The organism is Acidovorax sp. LjRoot204 (assembly GCF_056175785.1).
Genome location: NZ_JBGFFF010000008.1, coordinates 1 through 15,861, shown reverse-complemented (window position 1 = coordinate 15,861; position 15,861 = coordinate 1). Strand labels below are relative to the sequence as shown.

Annotated in this window: 17 protein-coding genes; 13 read left to right on the top strand and 4 right to left on the bottom strand. The window is 66.1% G+C overall.

Annotation, left to right across the window (positions count from 1 at the left end; all coding sequences use genetic code 11):
• The first annotated feature begins 39 nt into the window (after nt 1-39).
• Genes AC04MI_RS03140 through AC04MI_RS03130 form a run of 3 tightly spaced genes read left to right on the top strand, consistent with a single transcriptional unit; the run spans nt 40 to nt 2,647 of the window.
• A complete protein-coding gene (locus AC04MI_RS03140) occupies nt 40-891 on the top strand; it encodes an ABC transporter permease (RefSeq protein WP_094289109.1) in 852 nt (283 codons plus the stop codon).
• Entirely contained in the window at nt 888-1,403 is a 516-nt protein-coding gene (locus tag AC04MI_RS03135; RefSeq protein WP_436078303.1) for a hypothetical protein, read from the top strand. Before AC04MI_RS03140 ends, AC04MI_RS03135 begins: the two co-directional genes overlap by 4 nt.
• The gene (locus tag AC04MI_RS03130) at nt 1,400-2,647 is read left to right on the top strand and encodes a GAF domain-containing protein (protein ID WP_436078302.1); all 1,248 of its coding nucleotides are present in this window, start codon (nt 1,400-1,402) and stop codon (nt 2,645-2,647) included. The genes AC04MI_RS03135 and AC04MI_RS03130 overlap by 4 nt, the downstream gene beginning before the upstream one ends.
• Before the next feature lie 27 nt (nt 2,648-2,674).
• Here the strand turns inward: AC04MI_RS03130 and AC04MI_RS03125 are convergent, their stop codons facing one another.
• On the bottom strand, nt 2,675-3,412 hold the full coding sequence (locus AC04MI_RS03125) for a hemerythrin domain-containing protein (protein WP_436078301.1): 738 nt from the start codon (nt 3,410-3,412) through the stop codon (nt 2,675-2,677).
• 188 nt (nt 3,413-3,600) lie between these two features.
• Nucleotides 3,601-5,190, bottom strand: coding sequence for a GMC family oxidoreductase (locus AC04MI_RS03120; protein ID WP_436078300.1), 1,590 nt, complete (start codon nt 5,188-5,190; stop codon nt 3,601-3,603).
• A 128-nt stretch (nt 5,191-5,318) separates the two neighbouring features.
• Here AC04MI_RS03120 and AC04MI_RS03115 point away from each other — a divergent pair, with 128 nt between their 5' ends.
• The 10 genes from AC04MI_RS03115 to AC04MI_RS03070 all read left to right on the top strand — a co-directional run bounded on the left by AC04MI_RS03115 (nt 5,319) and on the right by AC04MI_RS03070 (nt 14,498).
• Nucleotides 5,319-6,167, top strand: coding sequence for a 3-hydroxybutyryl-CoA dehydrogenase (locus AC04MI_RS03115; RefSeq protein WP_476497055.1), 849 nt, complete (start codon nt 5,319-5,321; stop codon nt 6,165-6,167).
• Nucleotides 6,168-6,254: 87 nt separating this feature from the next.
• Complete coding sequence (locus AC04MI_RS03110; protein ID WP_476497054.1) at nt 6,255-7,088, top strand: crotonase/enoyl-CoA hydratase family protein; 834 nt, start codon at nt 6,255-6,257, stop codon at nt 7,086-7,088.
• 270 nt (nt 7,089-7,358) lie between these two features.
• Nucleotides 7,359-7,823: a MarR family winged helix-turn-helix transcriptional regulator gene (locus AC04MI_RS03105; RefSeq protein WP_436078297.1), complete on the top strand. Its 465-nt coding sequence runs from the start codon at nt 7,359-7,361 to the stop codon at nt 7,821-7,823.
• Between the two features lie 72 nt (nt 7,824-7,895).
• The gene (locus AC04MI_RS03100) at nt 7,896-8,312 is read left to right on the top strand and encodes an organic hydroperoxide resistance protein (RefSeq protein WP_010462826.1); all 417 of its coding nucleotides are present in this window, start codon (nt 7,896-7,898) and stop codon (nt 8,310-8,312) included.
• A gap of 273 nt (nt 8,313-8,585) precedes the next feature.
• Nucleotides 8,586-8,972, top strand: coding sequence for a DUF1304 domain-containing protein (locus AC04MI_RS03095; RefSeq protein WP_436078296.1), 387 nt, complete (start codon nt 8,586-8,588; stop codon nt 8,970-8,972).
• 134 nt (nt 8,973-9,106) lie between these two features.
• Nucleotides 9,107-9,865 (top strand): metallophosphoesterase family protein, encoded by a 759-nt coding sequence (locus AC04MI_RS03090; RefSeq protein WP_436078295.1) that lies wholly within the window; start codon nt 9,107-9,109, stop codon nt 9,863-9,865.
• 1 nt (nt 9,866) lies between these two features.
• Entirely contained in the window at nt 9,867-11,303 is a 1,437-nt protein-coding gene (locus AC04MI_RS03085; protein ID WP_436078294.1) for a serine/threonine protein kinase, read from the top strand.
• A gap of 81 nt (nt 11,304-11,384) precedes the next feature.
• The gene (locus tag AC04MI_RS03080) at nt 11,385-12,479 is read left to right on the top strand and encodes a DUF2855 family protein (RefSeq protein ID WP_476497050.1); all 1,095 of its coding nucleotides are present in this window, start codon (nt 11,385-11,387) and stop codon (nt 12,477-12,479) included.
• 44 nt (nt 12,480-12,523) lie between these two features.
• Entirely contained in the window at nt 12,524-13,582 is a 1,059-nt protein-coding gene (locus tag AC04MI_RS03075) for a serine/threonine protein kinase (RefSeq protein ID WP_436078292.1), read from the top strand.
• Nucleotides 13,583-13,751: 169 nt separating this feature from the next.
• On the top strand, nt 13,752-14,498 hold the full coding sequence (locus AC04MI_RS03070; RefSeq protein WP_056059686.1) for a response regulator transcription factor: 747 nt from the start codon (nt 13,752-13,754) through the stop codon (nt 14,496-14,498).
• Nucleotides 14,499-14,524: 26 nt separating this feature from the next.
• On the opposite strand, the gene AC04MI_RS03065 is transcribed toward AC04MI_RS03070, so the two are convergent.
• Both AC04MI_RS03065 and xrtH read right to left on the bottom strand, forming a co-directional pair.
• Nucleotides 14,525-15,142: an exosortase H-associated membrane protein gene (locus tag AC04MI_RS03065; protein WP_436078290.1), complete on the bottom strand. Its 618-nt coding sequence runs from the start codon at nt 15,140-15,142 to the stop codon at nt 14,525-14,527.
• A gap of 26 nt (nt 15,143-15,168) precedes the next feature.
• Nucleotides 15,169-15,774 (bottom strand): exosortase H, encoded by a 606-nt coding sequence (xrtH, locus tag AC04MI_RS03060; protein ID WP_436078289.1) that lies wholly within the window; start codon nt 15,772-15,774, stop codon nt 15,169-15,171.
• Nucleotides 15,775-15,861 lie beyond the last annotated feature (87 nt).

Genomic DNA, 15,861 nt, shown 5'->3' with positions numbered 1-15,861 from the left:
GGACTGTGCGCCCGCCCGCCAACATCGCACAATAAGCGGATGCAAACCGCTCACCCGCCCTCTGTGGCCACTGTGGCCCCGCCCCCGCCGTCGGTATGGCGCCCGCCCAGCCTGTCCGTGCGCTGGTGGCCCGTGTTCATGCGCAACCTGCTGGTCTGGCGCAAGCTGGCCATCCCCAGCCTGGTGGGCAACATTGCCGAGCCGCTGATGTGGCTGGTGGCCTTTGGCTACGGCATGGGGGCCCTGGTGGGGCAGGTGAACGTGGGCGGCGCGGCGGGCGACACCAAGGTGCCCTACATCCTGTTCCTGGCCAGCGGCTCSATCTGCATGAGCGCCATGAACGCGGCCAGCTTCGAGGCGCTGTAYTCGGCSTTCTCKCGCATGCAYGTGCARAAGACTTGGGACGGCATCATGAACGCGCCGGTGAGCCTGGACGACGTGGTGCTGGCCGAGATGCTGTGGGCGGCGTTCAAGGCGCTATTCACCGTCACCGCCATCCTGGGCGTCATGCTGGCCCTCTCCATCAGCCACAGCCCCAAGCTGTTGGTGGCCTGGCCGGTGCTGCTGTTCGTGGGGGTGATGTTCTCCAGCATCGCGCTCATCTTCAATGCGCTGGCCAAGGGGTATGACTTTTTTACCTACTACTTCACGCTGGTGCTCACGCCCATGATGTTTCTCTCGGGCGTTTTCTTCCCGCGCGAGCAGTTGCCCCCCATCGTGCGTACCATCTCCGACTGGCTGCCGCTGACCAACGCGGTCGAGCTGGTACGCCCGCTGTTCATGGACCAGTGGCCCGCCCACCCCTTGCGCCACGGCCTGGTGCTGGTGGTGACCACCGTGGTGGCCTTCTGGGTGGCTCTGGCCCTGACCCGCAAGCGCTTCAAGGCATGACCGCGCTGCTCGGCCCCAGCCATATCGCCATGGTGGCCAAGGGCGTGTCGGCCATCGTGGCGTCACGCGATGCGGCCCTGCGGCCGAGCATCATGCGGGCCGTGGGCAGTCGCATCAGCAGCGATGGGCGGGAGGTCACGGTGTACCTGCGGCGCAGCCAGTCCGAACAGTTGCTGCAGGACATTGCGCACACCGGAGAGATTGCCGTGGTGTTCAGCGTGCCGTCCACCCACCAGACGCTGCAGCTCAAAGCCCGCCGGGCCACGCAGCGTCCGGCCACTGATGGCGACCTGCCGGTGTTGCAGGCCTACCTCCAGTCCATGGTGCAGGAGGTGGGCCGGGTGGGTTATGGGCCGCAGTATGTGGGCGCCATGCTGGCAGCACCGCTGCAGGATGTGGTGGCAGTGACATTCACCCCCACCAGCGCGTTCGACCAGACCCCAGGCCCGCGCGCGGGCGCGGAGTTGTGTGCGCCGCCCGCACCACCCACACCACCCCTACCGCAGCCATGAGCACCGCAGCGCCGTCCCTGCACAGCATCCGCCCCTGCCTGGAGGGGGCGATTCCCGCCATCATGGCGACCTGCGACCCTGACGGCACACCCAACGTGGCCTACATCTCGCAGGTGGTCTATGTGGATGCGGCGCATGTGGCGCTGTCGTTCCAGTTCTTCAACAAGACCCGCCAGAACATCCTGCGCAACCCGCGCGCGTCGGTGCTGGTGCTGGACCCAGTCACCGCCCATTTCTACCGCCTGCACCTGCTGTACGAACGCACCGAGGACAGCGGGCCGGTGTTCGAGAGCATGCGCGCGCAGCTGGCGGGCATTGCGTCGCATGCGGGCATGGCCGAGGTGTTTGAACTCAAAGGGGCCGACATCTACGCTGTGGAGCGCATCGAATCGGTGGCGGGCGAAGGCCTGCCGGCACCGGCGCCGCGTTCCGGGTTGCTGCACACGCTGCGTCTGTGCAGCGAGAGCATCGCGCGCTGCTCGGGGCTGGACGAGTTGCTGCAAGGCGCGCTGCAGGGCCTGCAGGACAAGCTGGGCATCCAGCACGCCATGGTGCTGATGCTGGACGCCAGCGCCCAGCAGCTCTACACGGTGGCCAGCTGCGGCTATGCCACATCGGGCGTGGGTTCCGAAATCCGGCTGGGCCAGGGAGTGATCGGCATGGCTGCGCGCGAGCGCACGCCGGTGCGCATCAGCCACATGACGCACGCTGCCCTGTACAGCCATGCCATCCGCGAAAGCATGGACGCGCATGCCACACCCGATGCACCCTCGTTGCGCGGCCTGGACATCCCCTACCCCGGCCTGCCCGAGCCGCACAGCCAGGTGGCGGTTCCGCTGCTGTCGGCCGGGCGCCTGCTGGGTGTGCTGTTTGCCGAGAGCCCCGAGGACATGCGCTTTGGTTTCGAGGATGAAGACCTGCTGGTGGCCATTGCGGGCCAGCTGGCCGCGGCCAACGACAGCGTGTTCATCAACGACGACTACCTGATCAAGGGCGTGGCGGGCGCCATTGTCTGGAAGCTGCTGCGCGACCACCAGCACACCGGGCGCGTGGACTTCACCAACCGCGAACTACGGCTGGACCCCGCCCTGCGCCTGCCCGATGTGGCCGACAACCTGGAGGCCCGCCTGCTGTTGCTGCAGCGCCGCCTGCAGGAGAACTGCCCGCACATCCACATCGAAAAAACGGGGCGCGGGCGCTTTCGACTGTGCGTGCTGCGCCCTGTGGTGCTGGAAGACGCTTGACGCCTTCACGCCATTGATTTCTCAAAGTTAGTGCACCAGACCCGGCACCACCGGCAGGCCCAGGCTGCGCATCAGCTTGGTCCACTCGGGCTGCGTGAGGTGCGGCTGCACCTGCGCCAATACCGCTGCCAGCACAGGGGCAGGCGCATGTTGCTGCATGTCCGACAGCATGGCCGTGCGCTCGGCCGGTGACATATAGGGCACCATCCAGCGGGCCACCACCATCATTTCGTGCGGCGGGATCGAGGCCACCAGCGCATCGTGCACGCCCGCCAGTTCCGCGTCGGTGTAGCACTGCCAGAGCACGCGGTTGTGCGCAGTCTCTTCCTCGTGCATGTGCTCGAAGTTGTGAGCCACAAACAGCGCCAGCTGGCGGTACAGGGCCTGGGTGGCTGCGGGGCGTGCGGGCTTGGCACAGGCCATCAGGTGGTTCACCCCGTCCGCCAGGGCCGTGATGGCCTCTTCGTGCTCCACATGTTCACCGGCAATGCTCTGGCTGGATCCGGGCTGGCGCGCCTCCATGGCGGCGTGCACGAACTGGTTCTCATGGTGCAGGTGGGCGCGGCACAGGTCCAGCAGCTGCATCACGCGGTCGCAGGTCTCTGCAAACTCCAGGTCGTCCTCCACATCCATGCGGCCCAGGCCCAGCAGCGTGTCGGCCATGAAGGCGCGCAGCGCCTTGTGGATGCTGGCATACATGTCCATGCGGGGGGCGGCGGGCTGGGCTTGGGTCAGTGCGGCAATTTCGCGGGCATCAATCTTCATCACGTTCTTTCATGGCCTCGTTGGGCTCTTTCAGCGCCTTTTTTGGGGCGCCGGGCCGGGTGCACCATGCACCCGTTTCCATGCCAAGAAGTCTAGAAATTCGCCGCGCTTTTGCCTGTTAAAAACTCCTTAAACAGACCCTTTGAAAACCTTAAAAATCGCGTTCCGGGCGCCAAACGTGAAATCGTTCACGGCGCGGCGCGCAGCAGGTCCACCGCTTTTTCCGCAATCATCACCGTGGGCGCATTGGTATTGCCGCTCACGATGCGCGGCATGATGGACGCGTCCACCACACGCAGGCCCGCGAGGCCATGCACACGCAGTTCGGCATCCACCACATCCAGCGGCCCAGGCCCCATGCGGCAGGTGCCCACGGGGTGGTAGATGGTGTCGGCGTACTGGCGGATGAACTGCTCGATCTCGGCATCGGTGCGCGCACTGGCCGAGGCCGCCAACTCCTTGGCGCCGAACTTCGCGAGCGCCGGTTGCATCAGGATCTCGCGCGTGCGCTTGAAGCCACGCACCATGCGCGCCATGTCATCGGGATCGGCCAGGAAGTTCGGGTCCACCAAAGGCAAGGCCATGGGGTCGCGGCTGGTCAGCGTGACCGCGCCCCGGCTCTTGGGCTGCAGCAGGCACACGTGGGCCGAGTAACCATGGCCGAAAACGGTCTTGCGCCCGTGGTCCACCAGCTTGCCGATCACAAAGTGCAGCTGCAGGTCGGGCGCGGGCTCGGACGGGTCGCTCTTGATGAAGCCCCCCGCCTCGGCAAAGTTCGTGGTCAACATGCCCGTGCGGTGTTTGCGCCATTCGGCAATGCCGCGCAGCGTCTGCGCCATGCCCGACAGTGACAGGCCGAACAGGTCCTTGAGCTCGGGTGCGTCCAGCACCTGCACCACGTCGGGGTGGTCGTGCAGATGCTGGCCCACGCCCGGCAGGTCGTGCAGCACCGGGATGCCGTGTTGCTGCAAGTGTGCGGCGGGCCCCACGCCCGACAGCATCAGCAGCTGCGGCGACAGCAGCGCGCCTGCACTCAGCAGCACCTCGCGTCCGGCACGCACCTGTTGCAGCGCACCGCCTTTGCGGTATTCCACACCCACGGCGCGTGTGCCCTCGAACAGGATGCGCGTGGCATGCGCACCGGTGATGACCTGCAGGTTGGGTCGCGCCAGGTGCGGCGTGAGGTAACCCTTGGCTGCGCTGTGCCGCTCGCCGTTCTTGTGCGTGACCTGGTACAGGCCCACACCTTCCTGCGTGGCGCCGTTGAAGTCGGTGTTGTGCGGGTGCCCGGCCTGCACACCTGCGTCAGTGAAATATTGGCTGAACCGGTTGGGTGCACGCAGGTCTGCCACGTTGAAGGGGCCGCCCCGGCCGTGCCAAGCGTTGGCACCGCGCTCGTTGTTTTCGGCACGTACAAAGTAAGGCTTCACATCCTCCCAGCCCCAGCCCGGGTTGCCCTGCGCGGCCCAGTGGTCGTAGTCGGCGTGCTGGCCCCGGATGTAGACCATGGCGTTGATGGAGCTGGAGCCCCCCATCACCTTGCCGCGTGGCTGGTAGCCGCGCCGGTTGTTCAGCGCGGCCTGCGGCGTGGTGTTGAAGCCCCAGCCGTTCAGCTCGAACTTGGCCATCACGGCCAGCCCAGCCGGGCAGTGGATGAGCACGCTCTTGTCGGCAGGCCCGGCCTCCAGCAGGCAGACGCGCACGGAGGGGTTCTCAGTCAAACGGCCGGCCAGCACGGAGCCCGCCGAGCCGCCACCGATCACGATGTAGTCAAACATGTTTTGTGTCTCCTCCGCCATGCTGCGCAGCGGCTTGTTGGTTCAGGTTTGACGCACGATAACCGAACGGTCGTGCGATTCCCCTTACCATTCCGGCCATCCGTTTCACTTTGAAGAGGGCTCTCTATATGACGATTCAGACCGTAGGCATCATCGGCGCAGGCACCATGGGCAACGGCATTGCACAGGCCTGTGCGGTGTCGGGCATCAACGTGGTGATGGTTGATATCTCCGATGCTGCAGTGCAAAAAGGCCTGGCCACCGTGGCCGGCAGCCTGGACCGCCTGATCAAGAAGGAAAAAATCACCGAGGCCGACAAGGCCGCCGCGCTGGGCCGCATAAAGACCTCCACCAGCTACGACGACCTCAAAGCCGCGCAATTGGTGATCGAGGCCGCCACCGAAAACTACGAACTCAAGCTCAAGATCCTCAAGCAGGTGGATGCCCTGGTGGGCCCCGAGGTGCTGATCGCATCGAACACGTCCTCGATCTCCATCACCAAGCTGGCGGCCGCCACCAGCCGCGCCGACAAGTTCATCGGCATGCACTTCTTCAACCCSGTGCCSATGATGGCGCTGGTGGAGMTSATCCGCGGCCTGCAGACCAGCGACGCCACGCACGACGCCGTGAAGGCCCTGGCCGAGGCCCTGGGCAAGAGCCCCATCACCGTGAAGAACGCGCCSGGCTTYGTGGTCAACCGCATCYTGGTRCCSATGATCAACGAGGCYTTCTTCGTGCTGKCCGARGGCMTSGCCACSCCCGAGGACATCGACGCSGGCATGAAGCTGGGCTGCAACCAGCCSATCGGCCCGCTGGCGCTGGCCGACATGATCGGTTTGGATGTGTGCCTGGCCGTGATGGASGTGTACCTGACCGAATTTGGCGACAGCAAGTACCGCCCCTGTCCGCTGCTCAAGGAAATGGTGGCCGCAGGCCGCCTGGGCCGCAAGACGGGCCAGGGTGTTTACACCTACTAACCGTTGAACGCGCTGCGTTGTCCCCCTGGGGACGGCGCAGTCCGCGCACCGGGTTTTCAATCGTGGAAACGAAAAGGAGACCCGGCCATGTCAGAAGTCAACACCACCACCCCATCCAGCACCACGCCCCCGCCCGAGGGCTGCATAGACACCCWGGTGMTCGGCCACGTGCTSYTGATCGGCATCAACCGCCCKGCCAAGCGCAACGGCTGGACGCCSCCSATGTTCMGSCAGCTGGCSGAGGCCTACACCCGRCTGGAYGACGACCCCGACCTGCGCGTSGGYGTGCTGCATGCCWTGGGCGACCACTTCACGGCCGGACTGGACCTGCCCGCCGTGAGCGCCTACATGCAGCGCGGCGAAAAAGCCATCCCCGAAGGCCTGGTGGAGCCGCACGACTACGGCCTGCCTGGCTACCGGCGCCGCACCAAGCCCATGGTGGTGGCGGTCAAGGGCATCTGCTTCACCGTGGGCATCGAGTTGATGCTGGGCGCCGACATCGTGGTGGCGGCCGACAACTGCCGCTTCTCGCAGATGGAGGTGCAGCGCGGCATCATGGCCACAGGCGGCGCCACGCTGCGCATGGCCGAGCGCGCGGGCACGGGCAATGCGCTGCTGCACCTGCTGACGGCCGACGAGTTCGGCAGCGCCGAGGCTTACCGCCTGAACTTTGTGCAGAAAGTGGTGCCGGCTGGCCAGGAGCTGGACGAGGCATTGGCGATTGCCCAGCGCATTGCCGCCCAAGCGCCGCGCGCGGTGGTGGCCACGCGCCTGAATGTGCTCAAGGCCATCGAGCAAGGCCAGACGGCTGCAGTGGCGGACTTCATCCCGGTGCAGAAGGAACTGGCCAACAGCGAGGATGCGGCCGAAGGCGTGCGCGCGTTTGTCGAGCGCCGGCCCGCGCAGTTCAGCGGGCGCTGAGGGCCTGGTGGTGCGTCGCCGCCAGAACCACCACGCACCAAACTCCAATCCAAATCGACCGCTAGCGCAGATAAATCAAGCGCCAACTGCTCCACTATTGATAGCGCCTCCTGAGGGCGACGTGGATGCGGCACCCCCGCATGCGCCAGCGGAGCGCGCGAATAGCACCGATGGCGCGGCGCCGCTCCCCCACCGGCACAATCCCATTCATTAACAAAGTTTTTCACAATTCAATTGCACGCAATTGAATTTACACCCACAATTCACCCCATGCCCAGCCACAGCACACCCCACACTCCCAGCCCTGCCATCCTGCGGCTGGACAACCAGGTCTGCTTTGCGCTGTATTCCGCCTCGCTGGCGATGACCAAGCTGTACAAACCGCTGCTCGACCGCATCGGCCTGACCTACCCGCAGTATCTCGTGATGCTGGTGCTGTGGGAGCAGGACGGCGTCACAGTGTCCGAGCTTGGCGAGCGCCTGTTTCTCGACTCCGGCACGCTCACGCCACTGCTCAAGCGCCTGGAGGCACAGGGCCACATTGCCCGGCTGCGCGATGTGCAGGACGAGCGCCGTGTGCGCATCACCCTCACGTCGCAAGGCCGAGCTCTGCGCGACCAGGCCGAGGCCATCCCGCCCTGTGTGCTGCAAAGCAGCCAGTGCTCGATTGCCGAGCTGACGGCCCTGACCTCCGAACTCAAGCAACTGCGGGACCGGCTCAGCGAGCAACGCTGACGGTCTGCAGACAGCACAAGAACCGATTCCCTCCACCGCCCGCCAGTGGGCAACAACCGCAAGGAAGACACCATGACCAAGCTCGAAAAAGTCCTGTACACCGCCAAGTCGCACGTGACCGGTGGCCGCGATGGCGCCGCCAAGACCGATGACGGCCGCCTGGAAGTCAAGCTGTCCTCGCCCGGCACGGCCGGCACCGGCACCAACCCCGAGCAGCTGTTTGCCTCCGGCTACGCAGCGTGCTTCATCGGCGCGATGAAGGCTGTGGGTGGCAAGATCGGCATCCCCGTGCCCCAGGACGTGTCCATCGACGCCGAAGTGGACCTGGGCCCCATCCCGAACGCCTACGGCATCGCCGCCCGCCTGGCCATCAGCCTGCCCGGCCTGGACAAGGAAACCGCCCAGAAGCTGGTSGACGCRGCCCACCAGGTCTGCCCSTACTCSAACGCCACGCGCGGCAACATCGACGTGACCATCACGATCGTCTGAGAACGTGTTGACGACCTCTCAGTGGCCGCGCAGCGGTCTTTGCGGGAGGGGATGCAAGGCGCGGTGCGCAGCCAATAGCTCGGCTATTGGCAAGTGCCGCAACGCCGCAGACCACCCGCAAAGGCCACTGCCCGAAGGGTTGGAGCGAAATCGGGCGATTGAACGCCCCGGCTGCTTGCATGGGCATGAGCCCATGCGGCGCACCCGACGCATCCACTCATCCCGATTGCGCTCCAACGCGGCCGCTGCGAGGCCGCCAACACGTTCTGCACCATGAGCCGCCAGCTGCTTCCCCGCATCGCGGTGGCCCTGGTGGCCATCGAGCATGTGTACATCCTCGTGCTCGAAATGTTCTTCTGGAACAAGCCCCTGGGCATGAAAACCTTCAACCTGACCCAGGAGCTGGCCGACGCCACCACCACGCTGGCGGCCAACCAGGGGCTGTACAACGGTTTTCTGGCGGCGGGCCTGTTCTGGGGGCTGTTCACCGGCAACCGGGTGTTCAAGGTCTTCTTCCTGGCCTGCGTGATCGTGGCCGGGGTGTTTGGCGCCGCCACCGCAGCGCCCAAGATCTTCTTCAGCCAGGCGCTGCCCGCGATCATTGCGCTGGGCCTGGTGCTGGCGCTGTACAAAAAACCCGCCGTACAGCGCAGCCTCTGAGCTATTAAATCAATAGCTGCTACCGCCCTATAGACGGGCGGTAGCAGCTATTTTTGCTTTGAATCCGGGAAAGCACGGCGGCCTGCAAGCTGCCATTCAGCCATGCGCGCGATGATGGGGTTGGAGACAACACCATGAAAATCGCCCTGCTGTCCGACATCCACGCCAACCGCCAGGCCCTGGACGCCTGCCTGCAACACGCCCGCGCACAGAGCGCCGAACAATTTGCGCTGCTGGGCGACCTGGTGGGCTACGGCGGCGAGCCCGTGGCCGTGGTGGAGCAGGCGCGCGACCTGGCCCAGCAAGGTGCCCTGTGTGTGCTGGGCAACCATGACGCCATGGCCCTGGCCCCGCCTGCCAACCCACGCAACCGCAGCGAGCTGGGAGCGCAATGGACGCACGACCAGCTCGGCAACAGCCACATCGCCTTTTTGCAGTCGCTGCCGCTCACGGCGCGGCTGGGCAGCAGCGCCTTGCTGGTGCACGCCAGTGCCGACATGCCCGCGCAGTGGCGGTATGTGGAAGACTCCAACGCGGCAGAGCGCAGCATGACCGCCGCGCAAGGCATCGACCCCGCCATCCGCTATGTGTTCTGCGGCCATGTGCACGAGCAGGTGCTGTACTTCCTCACGCCCACGGCCAAGCTGATGCGCTTTGCGCCCGAGCCCGGCGTGCCCGTGCCCGTGCCAACGCACCGCCAGTGGCTGGGCATCGTGGGCTCGGTGGGCCAGCCGCGCGACGGCGATGCGCGCGCCATGTACGCGCTGTTCGACGACACCGCCAAGCAGATCACGTTCTACCGCGTGCCCTACGACCACCTGGCCGCCGCCGCCGCCATCCGCGCAGCGGGCCTGCCCGGCTTCTACGCCGATCGGCTCGAAAAAGGCCAGTGACATGAAACTGCTGGAACCCGGCACCGAGATCGACGGCTTCCGCGTAGTGGACTGCATCCACGCGGGCGGCATGGCCCACATCTACGCCGTGGAATACGCGCAGGCAGACCGTAGCCCCGGCTTTGCCATGGCGATGAAGATCCCGCGCATGACGGCGGGCGACGGGGCCGAGAACATCGTGAGCTTCGAGGTCGAGCTGCAGATCCTGCCCGTGCTCAGCGGCCCGCATGTGCCGCGTTTTGTGGCGGCGGGCGACCTGATGCGGCTGCCCTACCTGGTCATGGAATACATCCCCGGCCAGACGCTGCAGCACTGGCTGGATGCGCCCGAGCGCTGCGACATCGCCACCATAGCCCGCCTGGGCGCGGCCACGGCGCGCGCAGCGCACAGCCTGCACCAACAGAACGTGTGCCACCTGGACCTCAAACCTGCCAACGTGCTCGTCAAGGAAGACGGCACGGCCGTGCTGCTGGACTTTGGCCTCTCGTGCCACGCCCACTACCCGGACCTGCTGGCCGAGGAAATGCGCCAGGCCGTGGGCTCGCCCGCCTGGATCGCACCGGAGCAGGTGGTGGGCGTGCGCGGCGACCCACGCAGCGACATCTTTGCCATCGGCGTGATGCTGTACGAGCTGGCCACCGGCGAGCTGCCCTTTGGCGCCCCCACCACCAGCGGCGGCATGCGCCAGCGCCTGTGGATGACGCCCGCGCCGCCGCGCAAGCACCGGGCCGACATCCCGCCCTGGCTGCAGGAAGTCATCCTGCGCTGCCTGGAGCCCGAGGCCGCAAGCCGTTACCCCTCGGCCGCGCACCTGGCGTTTGACCTGTCCAACCCCGAGCAGGTACTCATCACCGAACGCGGCGAGCGCACCGAGCGCACGCCGCTGCGCGCCCACCTGCGACGCTGGCTGCGCGCAGCGGGCATGCACTACACCCCCAGCCCCCTGCCCTCGCAGCAGATCGAAGACACGCCCATCCTCATGGTCGCCGTGCCCCATGCCGATGTGAGCGATGCCACGCTGTACTCGCTGCGCCAGGCCGTGGCCCGCTCGCTGGGCATCCGCCCCCGCGCACGGCTGGCCTGCGTGACGGTGGTGTCGCCCGGCGCCAGCAGCACCAGCGACAGCGAGCGCAGCGAAACCACGCTGCACCGCCAGCACATGGCGCGCCTGCGCCAGTGGGCCCAGGGGCTGGACCTGACCGGGCATGCCGTGAGCTACCACGTGCTCGAAGCGAGCGACGTGGCCCAGGCGCTGGTGCGCTATGCGGCCAGCAACCACGTAAGCATGATGATCCTGGGCGCCGCCACTCACGGGCTGCAAACCCAGCGCTTTTTTGCCACGGTGCCCATGCGCGTGGCGCGCGATGCGCCCTGCACCGTCATCCTGGTCAAGCAGGCGCTGCCGTTCGAGCAACTGGCCCAGCCAACAACCGATTGAACACTTCGGCACACGGAGCCTGTGTCGCCCAGGCGGCGCGCGCCGCTTGAGCGCACGCCCGCTTTGGTTTAGCGTCGCGGCATGAGCACCACCATCCTTCTCGTGCGCCAGGACCAGCTGGCCACCACCCGCCTGTTGACCACCGACGACACCCCGCTGGCCGAGGGCCAGGTCCGCGTGCGGGTCGAGTCGTTTGCCCTCACGGCCAACAACATCACCTATGCCGCGCTGGGCGACATGCTGAACTACTGGCAGTTCTTCCCCACCGGCGAGGCCGGCTGGGGCATCGTGCCTGTGTGGGGCTTYGSCASCGTGGTGCAGTCGCTGCACCCGGCCGTGGCGGTGGGCGAGCGGCTGTATGGCTACTGGCCCATGGCCAGCCAGGCCGTGCTGTCGCCCCAGCGTGTCAACCCCACGGGCTTCAGCGACGGCGCCCCGCACCGCGCGGGCCTGCATGCGGTCTACAACCACTACCTGCGCACCAGCACCGACGGGCTGTACCGCGCCGACAACGAGGACGTGCAGGCGCTCCTGCGGCCACTGTTCATCACCTCGTGGCTCATCGACGATTTTCTGGCGGACCAGCAGTTCTTTGGCGCCCGGCGCATGCTGCTGTCCAGCGCGTCGAGCAARACGGCCTACGGCACCGCCTTCCAGCTTGCACAGCGCGACGGCATCGAGGTCATTGGCCTCACCTCGCCCGGCAATGTGGCGTTTTGCGAAAGCCTGGGCTGCTACAGCCGCGTGGTCACCTACGACGCACTGGACCAGATCGACGGCGCCACACCCAGCGTCTACATCGACTTTGCGGGCAGCGTGGGCCTGCGCCAGCGCATCCACGCCCACTTCACGGGCCTGGCCTACAGCTGCTCGGTGGGCGCCAGCCACGTGCAGGACCTGGGCGGCGCAGGCCAGCTGCCCGGCCCGCGCCCGGTGATGTTCTTTGCGCCCGCCCAGGTCAAGAAGCGCCACACCGACTGGGGCGCCCAGGGTCTGAACGACCGCCTGGTGGCGGCCTGGAACCAGTTCAGCGCCGCCGTGTCGGCAGGGCCGCAGCCCTGGCTGGTGGTGCAGCGCCATGCGGGCCCCCAGGCCACGCAAGCCCTGTTTGCCACCGTGTTGGCGGGCAGCGGCGACCCGCGCGCGGGGCATATCGCGACGATGCTGCCCGCTTAAAGCCCGCAACCCGGCGGCCAAGGGCATGGCGGCGACAATGGGGCATGACCCCATTGCCCCCCGATACCGCTACCAACCCCGCCAACGACCAGCACCCCTACGCCCGCCTCACCCCCGACCAGGTGCTGGACGCACTGGCTGGCGTGGGCCTGTACGGCGATGGCCGCCTCATGGCCCTGTCGTCGTACGAAAACCGGGTGTACCAGGTCACGCTGGAAGACGGCGAGCGCGTGGTGGCCAAGTTCTACCGCCCAGGCCGCTGGAGCGAGGCGCAGATCCTCGAAGAACACGCCTTTGCCGCCGAGCTGATGGCCGCCGAGGTGCCCGCCGTGGGCCCGCTGGTGCTGAACGGCACCACCCTGCACCAGCACGATGGCTTTGCGTTCTCCGTCAGCCCCTGGCGCGGCGGGCGCCAGCCCGAGCTGGACGACTTTGAAGTGCTGGAATGGATCGGCCGCTTTCTGGCCCGCATCCACACCGTGGGCGCTGCCCAGCCCTTTGCACACCGGCCGACGCTGGACCTGGCCACCTTTGGCACAGCATCGCGCGACTGGCTGCTGATGAACGAGATCATTCCGCTCGACATGCAAGCCGCCTGGAAGACCCAGTGCGACAAAGCTCTTGATTTGATAGCTGCCAGCGCATATTTCACTAGCGCTACAGGCCAATTTGGCTTGAACAATGCCACCATGATCCGCCTGCACGGCGACTGCCACCCCGGCAACATCCTCTGGACCCCGCTGGATGAATGGGGCCGCGGCGGCCCGCACTTTGTGGACCTGGACGACGCGCGCATGGGTCCGGCCGTGCAGGATCTGTGGATGCTGCTGTCGGGAGACCGGCGCCAGCGCACCCAACAGCTTGGCGCTCTGATCGACGGCTACGAGCAGTTCCGCAGCTTCGACCGCCGCGAGCTGGCACTCATCGAGCCGCTGCGCACCTTGCGCCTGATCCACTACAGCGCCTGGCTCGCGCGCCGCTGGCAAGACCCGATCTTCCCGGTGAACTTTCCCTGGTTTGGCACCAGCGACTACTGGCGCGGGCAGGTGGACATGCTGATCGAGCAGATCGAGGCGATGGAGGAAGAACCGCTGGTGGCCTGACAAGGCGGACCGGGCGCGGACAGGCCCCACCAGCGCAGGCCAGGCCAGGCCATTGCAAACGATTGTCAACCCCTGCGCACAGCTGCCCGATGTGGGGCACCATCAAGGCACCTCTTCCCCAAAGAGGTGTTTCTTTGATTTCACGGCCCCCGGCCCAGAGCCCACCACCATGCGCATCGCAGTCCTTGACGACGACCTTCTCCTGCTGGAGCAGATCAAGGGCACCCTGGAATGCCACCACCATGTGTGCCACACCTACGCCGACGGCACCAGTCTGCTGAAGGCCCTGCGGCACGACACCTTCGACCTGCTGATCGTCGACTGGCACCTGCCGGACATGGAGGGCACCGAGGTCGTACAGACCGTGCGCGACATGAGCGGCATGCAGTTGCCAATCCTGTTCATCACCCGCCGCAACGATGAACGCGACGTGGTCGAAGCGCTCTCGCGCGGTGCCGACGATTTCATGAGCAAGCCCCTGCGCATGGGCGAACTCGTGGCCCGCATCACAGCGCTGCTGCGCCGCGCCTACCCCGAAAGCATGGGCGCCCGCATGACCTTCGGCGCCTACTGTTTTGACGCCGATAAGCGCTCTCTGAGCGTGCACGGCCAGCCCATCGAACTCAAGCACCGCGAGTACGAACTGGCCCTGTTCATGTTCCGTAACGCCGGGCGCCTGCTGTCCCGCACCCACCTGCGCGAAGCCGTCTGGGGCGACAGCGCCGAAACCCCCTCGCGCTCGCTCGACACCCACATGTCACGCCTGCGCACGAAGCTGGAGCTGACCGAGAACAACGGCTACACGATCTCAGCGATTTATGGGATGGGGTACCGGCTGGATCCTGTGGGCGCACCAGCCCTCCACCGCGCCCCTGGGCAGCAACGCGCCGCGACCACCGAAACACTTTCAGGGTAGTGGCCGGCAGTGCCCGTCGGCCAGGCTCAAGGCGAGGACGCGGCAGACGGCAGCGACCCGCGCCAGCTGCGGATCAGCACATCATTCACAAATTTGCGGTCCATCCACAGCCACAGCAGGATAGGCACCAGCGTAGGCAGCACCAGAGAGCCCAGCTGGTAGCCATACACAATGGTCTCCATTTGCCACTGGAACACTCTGAGCAGACGGATGTCTGCCTGGGCGGCCAACACCATTTGCATCAGGGCGCTCATCGTCAGACTGAATGCCTGGACCGGTAGCAGCAGGACATACCCTGCAGCCACACGGCCCAGGCGCCCCCGGCCTCGGGCCGCCAGCAGCAGCGCAATGAAAATCGGCAGCCCGTAGGCGTAGCGTGCTGTGCTGACATCGATGGTGATCTCCCCGCGTCGCCCGCCCGCGTCGGGAACAGGCACGGAAATCGCGGTATCCACCTCCATGGTACCCGGCGACAGATGCACCTGCCGCACCCACATCGGCGCACTCTGCTCCAGCGCCATGTGCGAAAGCGCCCCCACGGGGTAGGAAGTCCATGCGGACACCTGCGACCACACAGTCGTCAGGGCCACGATCCACCCGAAGGCAGACAGCATGAAGATCGTCAAGGGAGATAGTCGGCGCATGGGCAGTCCGTTCCTTCGCTTTCGGTTCATCGCACCGGCGGCGACAGGTCCAGAGACGCGCTCACCAGCGGGTCGGCAGGCTTTGGCGAGGCTGCGGAGTACGCCGGGGGCGCAGGTGGATCTTCAGGCGGCGATGGAGGCCCGGACGCTTCCTGCGACTTGCTGCCTGCGCGCACCCAGAGCAGCCAGACAACCAGCACGTCCAGCATGATGAGTGCCTGCCACAGGTACTCGTGCGCAAAGTTGAACACTTGCGTGTTCCACTGCCCGAGGTAGAAAAGACTGATCACCCGCACCACGTTGAGCCCTTGCACCGCCAGAAAGCCGACCAAAAGGCCCACCAGCTTGTGGCGCCAGGACGAGGGGAACGCCATCACGGCAGCAAACAGCACGATGCAGGCTTCGATGCCGTTGCATCCGGGCTCGATCGAAACACCAAAGCCGGTCGCGGTGTTCCAAAGCACCTTGCCCGCCGCCGCAGCGGTTTCGTCAAACAGCATGACCAACGCCACGCAGGCGCGCGCCAGCAACTCCGTCCATGGAAGAACCACATGCTGCTGTACCACGCCCAGCATGTTGATGCCGAAAAGGGAAAGCTGAAGCAGTACAAAGGTCAGAAAAAAACGCAGCATGAAAATCTTGGACAACAAAGCTGCCTGCAAAGATTCAGGCAAAGCTTCCATTATCGACAAACAAAAAAGCGGCCAGCACGCCTTGGT

What these genes read in the sequence shown, in the direction of transcription:
- xrtH (WP_436078289.1), bottom strand. Translation starts at nt 15,774, where the DNA reads ATGCTGCGTTTTTTTCTGACCTTTGTACTGCTTCAGCTTTCCCTTTTC.
- AC04MI_RS03085 (WP_436078294.1), top strand. Translation starts at nt 9,867, where the DNA reads ATGAAACTGCTGGAACCCGGCACCGAGATCGACGGCTTCCGCGTAGTG.
- AC04MI_RS03070 (WP_056059686.1), top strand. Translation starts at nt 13,752, where the DNA reads ATGCGCATCGCAGTCCTTGACGACGACCTTCTCCTGCTGGAGCAGATC.
- AC04MI_RS03105 (WP_436078297.1), top strand. Translation starts at nt 7,359, where the DNA reads ATGCCCAGCCACAGCACACCCCACACTCCCAGCCCTGCCATCCTGCGG.
- AC04MI_RS03125 (WP_436078301.1), bottom strand. Translation starts at nt 3,412, where the DNA reads ATGAAGATTGATGCCCGCGAAATTGCCGCACTGACCCAAGCCCAGCCC.
- AC04MI_RS03120 (WP_436078300.1), bottom strand. Translation starts at nt 5,190, where the DNA reads ATGTTTGACTACATCGTGATCGGTGGCGGCTCGGCGGGCTCCGTGCTG.
- AC04MI_RS03090 (WP_436078295.1), top strand. Translation starts at nt 9,107, where the DNA reads ATGAAAATCGCCCTGCTGTCCGACATCCACGCCAACCGCCAGGCCCTG.
- AC04MI_RS03075 (WP_436078292.1), top strand. Translation starts at nt 12,524, where the DNA reads ATGACCCCATTGCCCCCCGATACCGCTACCAACCCCGCCAACGACCAG.
- AC04MI_RS03065 (WP_436078290.1), bottom strand. Translation starts at nt 15,142, where the DNA reads ATGCGCCGACTATCTCCCTTGACGATCTTCATGCTGTCTGCCTTCGGG.
- AC04MI_RS03135 (WP_436078303.1), top strand. Translation starts at nt 888, where the DNA reads ATGACCGCGCTGCTCGGCCCCAGCCATATCGCCATGGTGGCCAAGGGC.
- AC04MI_RS03130 (WP_436078302.1), top strand. Translation starts at nt 1,400, where the DNA reads ATGAGCACCGCAGCGCCGTCCCTGCACAGCATCCGCCCCTGCCTGGAG.
- AC04MI_RS03095 (WP_436078296.1), top strand. Translation starts at nt 8,586, where the DNA reads ATGAGCCGCCAGCTGCTTCCCCGCATCGCGGTGGCCCTGGTGGCCATC.